At 72.7% G+C, this 13503-nt stretch carries 12 protein-coding genes; 2 read left to right on the top strand and 10 right to left on the bottom strand.

The features are described 5' to 3' along the window. Positions 1-94 precede the first annotated feature (94 nt). Positions 95-1045 carry an LGFP repeat-containing protein gene (locus tag O2W14_RS01050; protein WP_269174230.1) on the top strand — a complete coding sequence of 317 codons (951 nt, stop codon included), beginning with the start codon at positions 95-97 and terminating at the stop codon, positions 1043-1045. 34 nt (positions 1046-1079) lie between these two features. Here the strand turns inward: O2W14_RS01050 and O2W14_RS01045 are convergent, their stop codons facing one another. From O2W14_RS01045 to rpsF, 8 genes are all read right to left on the bottom strand, one after another. Next, complete coding sequence (locus tag O2W14_RS01045) at positions 1080-1952, bottom strand: GmrSD restriction endonuclease domain-containing protein (protein WP_269174229.1); 873 nt, start codon at positions 1950-1952, stop codon at positions 1080-1082. A 153-nt stretch (positions 1953-2105) separates the two neighbouring features. Further along, positions 2106-2777, bottom strand: a complete 672-nt coding sequence (locus tag O2W14_RS01040; RefSeq protein ID WP_269174228.1) for a hypothetical protein — start codon at positions 2775-2777, stop codon at positions 2106-2108. A 162-nt stretch (positions 2778-2939) separates the two neighbouring features. Further along, positions 2940-4499 (bottom strand): LGFP repeat-containing protein, encoded by a 1560-nt coding sequence (locus O2W14_RS01035; RefSeq protein WP_269174227.1) that lies wholly within the window; start codon positions 4497-4499, stop codon positions 2940-2942. Positions 4500-4639: 140 nt separating this feature from the next. Further along, on the bottom strand, positions 4640-6010 hold the full coding sequence (dnaB, locus tag O2W14_RS01030; RefSeq protein ID WP_269174226.1) for a replicative DNA helicase: 1371 nt from the start codon (positions 6008-6010) through the stop codon (positions 4640-4642). A gap of 598 nt (positions 6011-6608) precedes the next feature. Then, positions 6609-7055 carry a 50S ribosomal protein L9 gene (gene rplI, locus O2W14_RS01025; RefSeq protein WP_269174225.1) on the bottom strand — a complete coding sequence of 149 codons (447 nt, stop codon included), beginning with the start codon at positions 7053-7055 and terminating at the stop codon, positions 6609-6611. An 11-nt stretch (positions 7056-7066) separates the two neighbouring features. Further along, positions 7067-7303, bottom strand: coding sequence for a 30S ribosomal protein S18 (gene rpsR / locus O2W14_RS01020; protein ID WP_163610177.1), 237 nt, complete (start codon positions 7301-7303; stop codon positions 7067-7069). A 60-nt stretch (positions 7304-7363) separates the two neighbouring features. After that, a complete protein-coding gene (locus tag O2W14_RS01015) occupies positions 7364-7864 on the bottom strand; it encodes a single-stranded DNA-binding protein (protein ID WP_269174224.1) in 501 nt (166 codons plus the stop codon). Positions 7865-7866: 2 nt separating this feature from the next. Beyond that, on the bottom strand, positions 7867-8154 hold the full coding sequence (gene rpsF, locus O2W14_RS01010) for a 30S ribosomal protein S6 (RefSeq protein ID WP_163610179.1): 288 nt from the start codon (positions 8152-8154) through the stop codon (positions 7867-7869). Positions 8155-8367: 213 nt separating this feature from the next. Between rpsF and O2W14_RS01005 the strand changes: the two genes are divergently transcribed. Then, positions 8368-9180: a deoxyribonuclease IV gene (locus tag O2W14_RS01005; RefSeq protein WP_269174223.1), complete on the top strand. Its 813-nt coding sequence runs from the start codon at positions 8368-8370 to the stop codon at positions 9178-9180. On the opposite strand, the gene O2W14_RS01000 is transcribed toward O2W14_RS01005, so the two are convergent. Both O2W14_RS01000 and O2W14_RS00995 read right to left on the bottom strand, forming a co-directional pair. Beyond that, entirely contained in the window at positions 9177-10709 is a 1533-nt protein-coding gene (locus tag O2W14_RS01000; RefSeq protein ID WP_269174222.1) for a glycosyltransferase family 87 protein, read from the bottom strand. The two genes, O2W14_RS01005 and O2W14_RS01000, sit on opposite strands and share 4 nt — an antisense overlap. A gap of 18 nt (positions 10710-10727) precedes the next feature. After that, entirely contained in the window at positions 10728-13289 is a 2562-nt protein-coding gene (locus O2W14_RS00995; protein WP_269174221.1) for a transglycosylase domain-containing protein, read from the bottom strand. Between the last annotated feature and the right edge of the window lie 214 nt (positions 13290-13503).

Below are 13503 nucleotides of genomic sequence, written 5' to 3'. Positions count from 1 at the left end.
CGGAAAGGGGCTGCGCGCGGCGTGCGACCACCGCTACGGTCCGGCGTCGTCCGGTACGTGCGCACAGGGCGCCGACGACGAACGGGAGACCGCGATGACCACCCTCGCCCCGGGGAGACCCCACCTGCTGCGGCCCGCGCGGGCCACCGTCACGCTCGTCCTGGGCCTGCTGGCCGTCCTGCTGCTGTCCGCGGCACCGGCCCGGGCATCCGCCCTCGGCGCACCGGCGGCGGTGGCGGACGCCAGCCCCATCGCGGTGAAGTACGCCGCCTCCGGTGGGCCCTCGGGCCCGCTGGGGGCACCGACCACCGCTGAGGTCTGCGGGCTGGTCCGCTCGGGCTGCTACCAGCACTACGCCGGCGGCTCGATCTACTGGTCACCCACCACGGACGCCCGGATCGTCACCGGGCCGGTCCGTGACCGCTGGGCCGCCACGGGCTGGGAGATGGGCCTCGGCTACCCGACCCGGGACACCTTCTGCGGTCTGAAAGGCGGTGGCTGCGGTCAGCACTTCCAGTTCGGGTCCATCTACTGGTCCCCGGCCACCGGGGCGTCCCGGGTGACCAGCGTCGTCCTGGAGAAGTGGACGTCCACCGGCTGGGAGAACGGTGTGCTCGGGTACCCGACCACCGAGTTGTTCTGCGGCCTGCCCGACGGCGGGTGCGGCCAGCACTTCCAGGGCGGCTCGATCTACTCGACGCCGGCCGGTGGCCCCGTGGTGGTCAGGACCGCGATCCGCGACCGGTGGGCCGCGCAGGGCTGGGAACGGGGCCCGCTGGGCTACCCGACCAGCGACACCTTCTGCGGGCTGCGGGACGGCGGGTGCGGCCAGCACTTCCAGGGCGGGTCGGTCTACCGGTCGGCGTCCACCCCGGCCGTCGTCGTCCCGACCGTCTTCCGGGACGCCTGGGCAGCGCAGGGCTGGGAGAACGGCCAGCTCGGCTACCCGACCGGGGAGACCTTCGACTACCGCGGCATGCTCGCCCAGTCCTTCCAGGGCGGCACGCTGGTGCGGCTGGCCGACGGCCGCGTGGTGCGCGGCTGAGCGGGGGAGTGACCCCGGCGCCGCGGCGCCGGGGTCACTCGCAGGCGACGCCGTCCCCGTCGCCGTCCATGGTGTCGGACCAGCCCGGGTCGCCGCGGTGCAGTGGTGCCGCGCCGGCGGCCCGGACCGCAGCGCAGTTCGCGAAGGGCTCGGTGACGGGGGCGCTGGACGGTGCCGCGGCGGTCCCGGCCGCCGGTGCGGCGTCCGGGCCGGGGACCGGCTGGTCGGGGCAGGTGTCCAGCACCCGGGTGATCGCGTCGTGCTCGGCCTGGGTCACCCACAGCCCGTACGTGGCCTTCACCGCGACCTGCCGGGCGACGTAGGTGCAGCGGTACCCGGTGACGTCGGGCAGCCAGGTGGCCGCGTCGGCGTCGCCCTTCTGGCGGTTGGCGGAGTAGTCGACGGCCAGCAGGTTGAGCGGGTCGTTGGCGAAGGCTGTGCGACGGGCCTCGTCCCAGGCGAAGGCGCCGGTCTGCCAGCCGTTGCTCAGCGCGACCACGTGGTCGATGTCGACGCTGCTGCCGTCGCCCTTCTCGAAGCGGATCGTCTGCCCGGTGTAGGGGTCGGCGAGGGTGCCGGTGACCACGACGCAGTCGCTGCCGGCCTTCAACGCCTCGTCGACGAGGTCGCGGGCCAGGACGTCGTTGCGGGTGTCGCAGCCGTTGCGGTCGACGTCGGCCCACTGCTGCCCGAACTGGTCGCGGTCGTACCCGGTCTCCGGGGCGCGGCCCTTGACCGCGAGCCGGGCCAGGACGTCGACCGCGGGCTCGCCCGCGGTGGGTGCGCCGGGCTGTGCCTGCCGGGCCGCCTCGGAGACGGCGTCCGGGGTCGTGGCGGGGGTGATGGTCTGGCAGCCTGCGGTGCCCAGCGCCGTGGCGGCGAGCAGGACGGCGATGCGGTGTTTCACGTGGATCCCCCGGGAGTCGATCAGCTCCCGACGCTACGAGCGGACCGGGCCGATCCTCCGCAGCGACGCGCGGTCACCCCGGGTGAGGACGGCGACAGGGGCCGGGCGAGGAGTTCGCCCGGCCCCTGTCGGTTCACCGTGCTGCGGTGGGGCTCAGCCCTTGCCGCCCTTGTCCTTGCCGCCGCCCTTGCCGTGGCCGCCGTCGGACGTGTCCTGCCCGGCCTCCACCTCGGGGGTCTCGGGCTCCTCGACCTCGTCGTCCGCGTCCGAGTCCTTGCCGGCACGGGCGGCCTCCGAGACGGCCTTGCCGTGGTCGCGGCCGGTCAGGGTCTTGTCATGGGCGACCGCGGAGACGGCGGCCCCGTGGTTGTCCGGGTGCGTCTCCTCGGCGCCGTCCTCGGGGACCTCGGGCGTCTCGGCCTCGGGGACCTCGGGCGTCTCGGCCTCGGGGACCTCGGGGGTCTCGGGCTCCAGGATCTCGGGGGTCTCGGGCTCGGGCACCGGCTCCGGAGCCGGCTCGGTGGGCGCCGGCTCCGGCGTGGGCTCGGTGGGTGCGGGCTCCGTGGGCACCGGTGCGGGCTCGACCGGGTCGGTCGGCGCGGGCTCGGTCTCCTCCGGCTCGGTGACGACCGGCTCGCTCACCGGGGGGTCCGCGGGCTCCGTGGAGACGTCGGAGATGCTGGCGACGGGGTTCGACTCGACGGCCTGCGCCGTGGCCGCAGCCCCACCCCCGACGACGACGAGTGCGGTGGCGCCGGCAGCGACCTTCGCGGCGAGGCCAGCGGTGCCGACCTTGCCCAGCAGACCGGTGAGAAGTGCGTGCACGAGGGAACTCCCTGGATTGGTGGACGGGGGGCGTCACGGTGGTATCGACACCACCCGGTCTCGCCTGAAGGCGATTCACCCGTCCGTGCACGCCGTCCTGCTGCGGCGCTGGTCAGCGGGCGGTGAGCGTGCCGCTCTGAAGACCTGGGTTCGTGGGGTCGGTCAGCCGACGGTGAGGACGCCACCCTCGAAGGCCTGCGCGGTGCCGTTCGGGACGGCGTAGGCGGCTCCGATCGGGTAGCCGTACCGGCCCGACTCCCAGCCCGACGCTGCCCAGGCCCGCTCGATGACCGTCGGGACCGCGACGCCCCCGGCGCCGGCCGCGCGGGTGTAGATCGAGCCGCCCCGGAAGTGCTGCCCGCAGCCGCCGTTGCGCAGTCCACAGAACGCCTCGGACGTCGGCAGCCCCAGCCCGCCACGCTCCCAGCCCTGCGCGGCGTAGGCCCCCAGGAGCGAGCTCGGCACGAGGTGGAGGTTCCCGTTGTACGTGTAGACCGTCCCACCCTGGAAGGCCTGTCCCCGGGTGTACAGGCCCTCGAACTTGTCGCTGGTCGGGTAGCCCAGTCGTCCGTTCTCCCAGCCCTCGGCCGCCCAGCGGTCGCGGAACGGCAACATCACCGTGAACGTCCCCGACCGGGACGTGTACACGGAACCGCCCATGAAGTGCTGGCCGCAGCCCCCGTCGCGCAACCCGCAGAAGGCCGGCGTGGTGGGCGTGTTGAGGACACTCCTCTCCCAGCCGAGTGAACCCCACTTGGCACGGATGGGGTCGGGCACCACGATCGTCTGACCCACCGACGCGTAGATCGACCCACCCTCGAAGTGCTGACCGTCGCCCCACGACTGCGTGCGGAAGGCGCCGCTGGTCGGGTAGCCCAGCGCCCCGTTCTCCCAGCCCTGCGCGGCCCACAACTCTCGCCGCGCACCGTCGACGACGAAGGTGCCAGCCGGCGTGGAGTAGACGGACCCGCCGCGGAAGTGCTGACCGCAGCCGCCACCGCGCAGCCCGCAGAACGTGCTCGAGGTCGGGTAGCCCAGCGGGCCCCGCTCCCAGCCCTGCGCGGCCCATCGGTCCGCCACCGGGCCGGCGACGACCGCGCTCGTGACGTAAGGGTCGGAGCTGGAGTAGACGGCTCCTCCGGTGAAGCGCTGGATGCAGCCGTCCTCACGGAGGGTGCACTCCTCCTCGGTCACCGGGAAGCCCATCGGGCCGCGCTCCCAGCCCAGAACGCGCCAGTCGTCCCTCGCCTCCTCGTCGACCAGCAGCGCACGACCCACAGGCGGTGACCAGTAGATCGACCCGCGCTCGAAGTGCTGCCCGCAACCGCCACCGGCGAGCCCGCAGAACGTGTCCGCGGTGGGCTGGCCGATGGTGCGGTAGGCCGGCTCGGCGCCACTGGCTGCCCACCTGGCGAAGACCGCGGGGTCGGTGACCGCGTAGGTCCCCCCGAGCCGCGCCCAGCTGATCGCACCGCGCTCGTAGTCCTGTACGCACCTGTACGCGTAGTCCAGCCCGTCACAGGAGAGCGAGCCGACGGCGGCCCCCAGGGTCCCCGACGGCCCACCCAGGGCGGCGTACTTCGCGGCGACGGCGACCCTCGCCGGCTCGTTGTCGTCAGCCGCCGACGCGACACCCGGCGTCCCGCACAGCACACCCACCACGGCCGCGGCCGCCACCGCCCACGACCACCGACGACGACGCAGCCCCGTGGGCACCGACACGTGCACTCTCCTGCCCTCGTGCGACGACCGGCGCCCGGGCGGACGAGGTGTGCCGCGGCAAGGTAGCCGGAGGAGAGGCGTGGAGGGAACCGCCTGGTGAGGGCGGCGTGTCGAGTCGACTCGGGGCGGTGACCGGTCGGCTAGTTCGCCATGTCGACGAAGCGGCTGTAGTGGCCCTGAAAGGCGACGGTGACGTTGGCGGTCGGGCCGTTGCGGTGCTTGACCAGCATGATGTCGGCCTCGCCGGCCCGCGGGGACTCCTTCTCGTACATGTCCTCGCGGTGGATCATCATGACCATGTCGGCGTCCTGCTCGATCGAGCCGGACTCACGGAGGTCGGACAGCATCGGCTTCTTGTCCTGACGCTGCTCCGACCCACGGTTGAGCTGGCTCATCGCGATCACGGGGAGCTCGAGCTCCTTGGCCAGCAGCTTGAGCGCACGGGAGAACTCCGAGACCTCCTGCTGGCGGCTCTCGACCTTCTTGCCCGAGGTCATCAGCTGGAGGTAGTCGATGACGATCAGCTTGAGGTCGTTGCGCTGCTTGAGCCGCCGGGCCTTGGCCCGGATCTCCATCATCGTCATGTTCGGTGAGTCGTCGATGTAGAGCGGGGCGTCGGCGATCTCGCCCATCCGGCGGGCCAGCTTGGACCAGTCCTCGTCCGACAGCGAGCCGGCGCGCATGTGGTGCAGCGGGACCTTCGCCTCCGCCGACAGCAGACGCATGGTGATCTCGTGCTTGCTCATCTCGAGCGAGAAGATCGCCGCCGGCATGTGGTGGTGCACCGACGCCGACCGGGCGATGTCCAGGCCCAGGGTCGACTTGCCCACACCGGGGCGGGCCGCGATGACGACCATCTGCCCGGACTGCAGGCCGTTGGTCAGCTCGTCGAGGTCGCGGATGCCGGTCGGGACGCCGCGGGCGGTGCCACCGCGGGAGGCGATGGCGTCCAGCTCGTCCATGGTGGGCTGCAGGACGTCGGCGAGACGCGAGTAGTCCTCGCTCATCCGCTTCTCGGTGACGTCGTAGATCTCCTGCTGCGCGCGGTCGACGATGTCGTCGACGTCGCCCTTGCCGCCCGCCGCGCCGTAGCCGAGCTGGACGACGCGGGTGCCGGCCTCGACCAGCCGCCGCAGCACGGCCTGCTCGGCGACGATCGCGGCGTAGTAGCCGGCGTTCGCCGCGGTGGGCGTGGAGGCGATGAGGGTGTGCAGGTAGACCGCGCCGCCCATCTTGGACAGCTGGTCGGTGCGGTTGAGCTCGGCGGCGACGGTGATCGCGTCGGCGGGCTCACCGCGGCCGTAGAGGTCCAGGACGACGTCGAAGACGATCTGGTGGGCCGGGCGGTAGAAGTCGGCACCGTGCAGGACCTCCACCACGTCGGCGATGGCGTCCTTGCTCATCAGCATGCCGCCGAGCACGGACTGCTCAGCAGCGACGTCCTGAGGGGGCTGCCGGTCGTACTCCGGAGCCGCGGCCCGCGGCCTGCTGATGTCGTCGAGTACCGCCACGTGGTCCCACCCTCCTCTGCCGTGCTCGGGGTGCCCGGGGGCTCCTCGGCGCGGCGCGTCCTGCTCGAACATGTGTTCGGCACACGACTACCACCGGGTGCCGACAGTCCTCGGTCCGGCGGGAGCTGGGGACGACGGTAGGAACCGGGGAGGGGGTCCGTCCAACACCGCTGTGCACGCCTCTCTGCACAACTTGTGGACAAGTCGGTGGATTGCGGTGGTCACCGTGTGGAGACGGCGGGGGACCGGAGTCCGTCGGGTGCCGTCAACCCGCCCGTCACCTGCACTCCGCTCTGTCCCGGGGTGTGGACAGGAGAAATCCGCCGACCGGCGGGGTGTTCTCCACCACCGGCGTGTCGGGTCGTCACCGCTGGTCACACGGGCACCGCACGCGGTGGTCCAGCCGCTCGGCCACGGGTGGCGGAGCACACCGACCACCACCTGCGGACCGCCCGGGTCGACCCCGCCGTCCACGGGCCGTCGGAGGCGCCGTGTCGACACGGGGGACGGGTGACCGGGCCCGGGAACGCCACGAGGGGCGCCGGACCGGAGTCCGACGCCCCTCGGGCGACCTCCTGCAGGAGCAGGAGGTGGTGGTTCAGCCGGCGACGACGTCCAGGGTGACCGGGACGCTGACCTCGGGGTGGACCCGCACCGTGACGGTGTGGGTGCCGACGCTCTTGATGCTGCTGGGCAGCTCGATGCGACGACGGTCCAGCTCCGGGCCACCGGCGGCGGTGACCGCAGCGGCCACGTCGGCGGTGGTGATGCGGCCGAACAGACGGCCACCGTCACCGGAGCGCGCGGGCAGGGTCACGGTCAGCCCCGAGAGGCGGGCGGCGAGCGCCTGGGCCTCCTCGAGCGTGCGCACGTCACGCGCGTCACGCGCACGACGCAGACCGGCGATCTGCTTCTCGGCCCCGCGGGTGGCGATCATGGCCAGCCCACGCGGCAGGAGGTAGTTGCGGCCGTAGCCGCCCTTGACCTCGACGGTGTCGCCGGAGGAACCGAGACCGGTCACCTCGGCGGTCAGGATCAGCTTCATGGTGCTCATGGTCAGCGCGCCGTGGAGGTGTAGGGCAGCAGTGCCATCTCGCGGCTGTTCTTCACGGCCACGGCGACGTCACGCTGGTGCTGGCTGCAGTTGCCGCTGACGCGGCGGGCACGGATCTTGCCGCGGTCGGAGATGAACTTCCGCAGCAGGGTCGTGTCCTTGTAGTCCACGTAGGTCGCCTTGTCCTTGCAGAACTGGCAGACCTTCTTCTTGATCTTGCGGGGGGGAGGCTTCGGCACTTGGGGTTCTCCTGGGAGATCAGTTCAGAGATGTGAGTGGGCGCCCGTGAGGGGCCCGGTTCAGAAGGGAGGCTCGTCCGAGGACGCCGGGGGAGTCGACCAGGGGTCGCTCGCACCGCCGCCGGAGAAGCCGCCGCCGCCGCCACCGCCACCGTTGCCGCCGCCGAAACCACCGCCGCCGCCGCCACCCTCGCTGCGTGCAGCGCGGGTGACCTTGGCCGTGGCGTAACGGAGCGAGGGGCCGATCTCGTCGACCTCGAGCTCGATGACGGTGCGCTTCTCGCCCTCCTTCGTGTCGAAGGAGCGCTGCTTGAGCCGCCCCGACACGATGACCCGCGAACCGCGGGTGAGGGACTCGGCGACGTTCTCCGCCGCCTGACGCCAGACGTTGCACCTCAGGAACAGCGCCTCGCCGTCCTTCCACTCCTGCGACTGACGGTCGAAGGTGCGGGGGGTCGAGGCGACGGTGAAGTTGGCGACGGCGGCGCCGGACGGGGTGAACCGCAGCTCCGGGTCGGCCGTCAGGTTCCCGATGACGGTGATGACGGTCTCGCCGGCCATGGTCAGTGGACCTCGGGCCGCATCAGCTTGGTGCGCAGGATGGACTCGTTGAGGTTCAGCTGGCGGTCCAGCTCGGCGACAGCGGCAGGCTCGGCCTGGATGTCGACGATGGCGTAGATGCCCTCGACCTTCTTCTGGATCTCGTAGGCCAGCCGACGGCGGCCCCAGATCTCGGTCTTGACGGTGCCACCGGAGTTGGTGACGACGGTCAGGAAACGGTCCAGGCTGGGAGCGATGGTGCGCTCCTCGAGCTCGGGGTCGAGGATGATCATCAGTTCGTAGTGACGCACGGAGAACCCCACCTCCTCTGGTCTCAGCGGCCGCAGGGGATCTGCAGCAGGAGGGTCGTACACGCGTCGCCCACCCCGCCGTGACCCACGGGAGCGGGCAGCAGACGGGACGAGCACCGCACAGGCTACCAGCGCGGCCACCTCAGGTCCTCCGCGCTGTGGACGGGCCGGTTCAGCGGGCCCGGGCACCGGCGCGCGCACTAGGGTCGCCGGGTGGCTGAGCAGCTGATCGGTGTGCACGTCGGACCGGGCCTGACCGAGGACAACGAGCTGGACGACGGCGGCCCGCTGGCCCGCGCCGCGGAGATGGACGCCGACGCCGTCCAGGTGTTCCTCGCCGACCCGCAGGGCTGGAAGAAGCCGCTGCCCCGCCCGGACGCCGCGGACCTGCTGGCCTCCGACGTCGCCGTCTTCGTGCACGCGCCCTACATCGTCAACGTCGCCTCGACCAACAACCGGATCCGCATCCCCAGCCGCAAGCTGCTCGCCCAGCACGCGGCGGCCTCGGCGGCCGTCGGGGCGACCGGCATGGTCGTGCACGGCGGGCACGTGCTCGCCAAGGACGACCCGGCAGCCGGCGTCGACAACTGGCGCAAGACGTTCTCCCGGCAGGCCGACGAGGGCGGGTTCGGCGTCCCGGTGCTGATCGAGAACACCGCAGGCGGGGACAACGCGATGGCCCGTGAGCTGGCCGCCGTGGCCAGGCTCTGGGACGCCGTGGGGGTGTTCGGCGCCGGGTTCGTACTGGACACCTGCCACGCCTGGGCCGCCGGCTGGGACCTCACCCGCGTGGTGGACGACGTCCGGGCGGTCACCGGGCGGATCGACCTGGTGCACCTGAACAACAGCCGCGACCCCGCCGCCTCCGGGCGCGACCGGCACGCACCGCTGGGCGCGGGGAAGATCCCGCTGGAGCTGCTGGTCGGCGTCGCCCGCGCCGCCGGCGCCCCGGTCGTGCTGGAGACCCCCGGTGACGCCGCCGGTCACGCCGAGGAGATCAGCCTGCTCCGCGAGGCCCTCGCCTAGGCGGCCACGAGCCGCCGGCGGCGCAGGACGAACCGGTCGGGGGTGCCGTCGAGGACCCCGCCGGCGGGGTCGTCGGTGCCCGGCCAGCTGCGCCGCACCAGGTCGGCGTCCGGGCGCCAGACGTCGCGCACCACGAGGCCGGCCAGCACCAGGACGACGACGTCCCGCACCCCGACGGACAGGTAGAACCACTCGACGCCGATGCCGCGGTTGTCGGTGCCGAGGTAGTACAGCATCGTGGTGAGCCAGACCAGGGCCTCGGTGACCTGCCAGACGAGCAGCTCACGCCAGCGCGGCCGGGCCAGCACCGCCAGCGGGAGCAGCCACAGCGAGTACTGCGGACTCCACACCTTGTTGAACAGCAGGAAGGCCGCGACCAGCAGGAACGCCAGCTGCGGCACCCGCGGGCGCACGGGTGCCGCCAGCGCCAGGAAGGCCACCCCGGCCGAGGTGGCGATCATCAGCACCGCGACGGTCGCGTTGAGCACCGACGGCGTCTGCCCGGTGGCCAGCGGCCCGTCGAGGGCCTGCCCGTCGGTGAGGTCCAGCAGCATCGCCCAGATGCTCTCCGGGTTGGCCGGACGGGTGTCGCTGAGGCTGAAGAACCGGGCCCAGTTCTCCGGCGCGGCCAGGGCGACCGGCACGTTGACCACCAGCCAGGCGAGAGCCGCCGCCACCGTGGTCGCCGCCCAGGCCCGCAGCCGGCCGGCGCGCAGGCACAGCACCAGCAGGGCGCCCAGCAGCAGCACCGGGTAGAGCTTGGCGGCGATCCCCAGGCCGATCAGCACACCGGCCAGCACCGGACGGCGACGGGCCCAGGCGAGCATCCCGAAGGTGGTCAGCGCGACGGCGAGTGCGTCCCAGTTGGTGAAGGCGTGCACCAGCAGCAACGGCGAGAGGCCCACCATCGCCGCGTCCCAGGGACGGCGTCCGGTCAGGCCCAGGACGCCGCGGGTGACCAGCAGCGCCAGCGCGGACAGCAGCAGGCAGGTGGCGACGTAGTACGTCTCCACCGGCACGGTGTCCGGCAGCAGGCCCGGACCGGCGGCCAGCGCGTCGTAGGCCCGGCCGACCACCGCGGCCAGCTGCATCAGGCCACCGGTGAGCACCGGGTACTCGACCGCGGAGTCCAGGTAGGGCACCAGGCCCTCGTCCTGGCCGTGGATGCCGAACAGCGGGACGGCGTCGTTGTAGCAGAGGTGGGTGTACTGCTTCGAGCCCGACCAGTCGCCGTCCGCGCACGGCGCCTGCTTGGCCCAGGCCAGCCCCAGCACCGCCACGGTGAACAGCAGGCACACCCGCAGCGGCGTCCAGAACAGCGCCTGACCGGTGACGGCGTGCCGGCCCCACGGGCCACCGACGGCCTCGCTGGCCTGCGCGACCACCGGGTCCACCCAGCTGGGGACGACGCGGTCGGGCTCACCCGGGACGGCGGCGTCGGCCCGCCGGCGGGTCACCGCGGAGGCGCCCGACGCGACGGGCCCGCCCTCCGGGAGTGCAGAGGACGGGCCCGTCGACGGTGCGGTCACGCGGTCAGTGTGCCCGCGTCAGTTGGTGCTCTGGGTGGGGACCGGCTGCACCGGACCCGACGGCACGGGCTGCTCGGTGTCGGGTTCCTCGGTGACGGGCGCGGGCGTGGTCTCCGCCGCTGCCGAGCTGCTCGCCGCCGCGGCCGACCTGCTCGCCTCGGCTGCCGCCTGACGCGCCCGCTCGGCCTCCGTCCTCGCCCGGTCCCGAGCCCGCTGCTCGGCCGCTCCGGTGGTCGGGGCGGCGGCGGTCGAGGACGCCGGTGCGGGGCGCTCCTGCTGCACCTGGGTCGCCTGCGCCTCGCTGCTGGTGGCCGGCGCCTCGGTCGTCTCCTCGGCGGCGTCGGTCACCGACGAGTCGGCCTTGATCACCGCCTTGGTGGGCAGCGGCTCCTCCGGGGTGCCGGCCAGCACGGTGTCCATGAACTGCTGCCAGATCGCACCGGGCAGGCCGGAGCCGTAGATGATGTCGTCCTGGGCGTTGCGGATGGGCGCGATGCCCTGGGTGCCCATCCACACGGCCGTGGAGATCGACGGGGTGAACCCGACCATCCAGGCGTCGGAGTTCTCCGCGCCCAGCCCCTGGGTGCCGGTCTTGGAAGCCACCGGGCGGTTGCCCTCCAGCAGGCGCTTGGACGCCTTGGCCACCCCGTCCATGGAGAACGTGGTGTCGCTGGCGACGTCGGCCGGGATGACCGACCGGGCGTTCTCGGCACCGGTCACGGTGCGCACGACCGCGCCGGTGCTGTCGGCGACCTGGGCCACGAAGTGCCGCTCGTGGTACATCCCGCCCGCGGCCAGCGTGGCGAAGCCGACGGCCTGGTCGATCGGGCGGACCTCGTACTCACCGATGCCGATGGCCCCACCGGTCTGGCCGTTCTGCGGGCTGGCCAGCGTCGGCTTGCCGCGCAGCGTCTCCGGCACGGTGGCGTCGTCCGGCCAGGTCGCGTCGATGCCCATCGCCGCCCGCGCCTGCTCGGCCACCTTCGCCGGGCCCATGTCGAAGGCCAGCCCGTAGAAGGTGGTGTTCAGCGACCGGGTGACCGCCTCCTTGATCGTGCAGGCGGCGCACTGCGCGTTGTTCGAGTTCACGACCTCGCGCTCGCGGTCCTTGAACTCCTGCGGGGACGTGCCGTCGCGCTTGGAGTCGACGCTGAAGCCGTTCTGCAGCGCCGTGGCGACCGTGTACGGCTTGAACGACGAACCCGGCTGCTTGTATGCCTGGGCGTAGTCGGTGGTGTCGACGGTCGGGTCGTCGCTGCCGTGCTGCTTGTTGCCGTAGTATGCCAGCACGCCACCGGTGCGGGGGTCGATCGCCACGAGGGCCTGCCGCAGGTCCTTGTCCTCGCCCTCCATCACGTCGTTCACCGCGGCGACGGCGGCCTCCTGGTGGCCCTTGTTGATCGTGGTGGTGACCCGCAGGCCGGCGCCCTCGACGTTCTCGAAGCCCATGTCCGGGGAAGCCAGCTCGTCGAGCACCTGCTCGACGATGAGGCCCTCCGGCCCGGACGGGATGCCCAGGTTGGCGCCCTTCTTGGGCTGCACCGGTGGGTAGACCATCGGCGTCCGCGCGGCCGGGTCGACCCAGCCGGACTCGACCATGGCGTCGAGCACCAGGCCCCAGCGCTTCTGCGCGCCCTCGGGGTTGGTCTCGGGGTCGTTGGCGCTGGGGTTGCGGATCAGCACCGCGAGCACCGCGCCCTGCTCGGCGGTCAGCTGGGACGCCGGCACGCCGAAGTAGGTGTTCGCCGCGGTCTCGATGCCGTAGGCGCCGCGGCCGAAGTAGATGGTGTTGAGGTAGTTCTCCAGGATCTCGTCCTTGGAGTACTCGTTGTCCAGCTTGACCGCGAGGAAGAGCTCCTTGAACTTGCGGCTGAAGGTCTGGTCGGAGTTCAGGATCGCGTTCTTCACGTACTGCTGGGTGATCGTCGACCCGCCCTGCGTGGAGCCGCCGGTGACGTTGTTGTAGGCCGCCCGGGCGATGCCGGTGAAGGAGATGCCCGGGTCGGAGTAGAAGCCCTTGTTCTCCGCGGCGAGCACGGCGTTCCGGGCCGGCTCGGAGATCTGCGCGAGCGGGACGCTGGTGCGGTTCTCCCCGTCGGACAGCCGGGCCATCTCGGTGACGCCGTCGGAGTAGTAGAGGACCGTCGTCTGCTTGTTGGTGATCGACTCGGGCGAGGGGACGTCGGTCGAGGCGTAGACGACGCCGACGAACACGCCCAGCAGCACGAGCATGCTGAGGAAGGCGCCGGCGAGGAACTTCAGGAACCGCCGCCGCCGCTGCTTGCCGGTGCGCTTGCGCTTCGCCCCACCCGGCGGACGGCCCGGGCCACCACTGCCCGAGCCACCCGGACGACGTCCCCCGGTCGGCGGCTTGGCCGGGGGTCGCCCGCTGCCGCCACCGGACCGGGCCGCCGGCGGACGTGCCTCACCGCTGCGGGAGGCCGTCGCCCGGGTGCGGCTCGGCGGCGCGGGCCGACGCGGTGCGGCGCCGCCGCCACCGTTCGCCGACCGCGCCGCCGGAGGGCGGCGCACCGAGCCGGCACTGGGGCCGACGCGACTGGTCTCGTCGAAGGGAGGCACGCGGTGGCCCCTTTCCTGCTGCTCGAGGGATGTCGGGTGGCGAGGGTGTCGCCCCGCCCGGCATCACCCAGGATGCCGTCTCTGGCTGTGTGCGGGCAGCGCACGGACCGGGATCCGGCTCCTGTGCACCACACGGCACACCGGACCCAGCCGTGCGGCGTCGACCGCTCCGTCGCGACGCGGCGCCGGCGCTGCGTGGTGGCCGTCCCGGGCC

The sequence above is a fragment of the Modestobacter sp. VKM Ac-2986 genome (assembly GCF_026967795.1).
Classification (GTDB): Bacteria; Actinomycetota; Actinomycetes; order Mycobacteriales; family Geodermatophilaceae; genus Modestobacter.
The sequence above is the reverse complement of the archived record's forward strand: the minus strand, read 5'-3'. Positions and strand labels throughout refer to the sequence as shown.

Coding starts and splice junctions, on each gene's coding strand:
- O2W14_RS01050 (WP_269174230.1), top strand. CDS start 95: ATGACCACCCTCGCCCCGGGGAGACCCCACCTGCTGCGGCCCGCGCGG.
- rplI (WP_269174225.1), bottom strand. CDS start 7,055: ATGAAGCTGATCCTGACCGCCGAGGTGACCGGTCTCGGTTCCTCCGGC.
- O2W14_RS01015 (WP_269174224.1), bottom strand. CDS start 7,864: ATGGCCGGCGAGACCGTCATCACCGTCATCGGGAACCTGACGGCCGAC.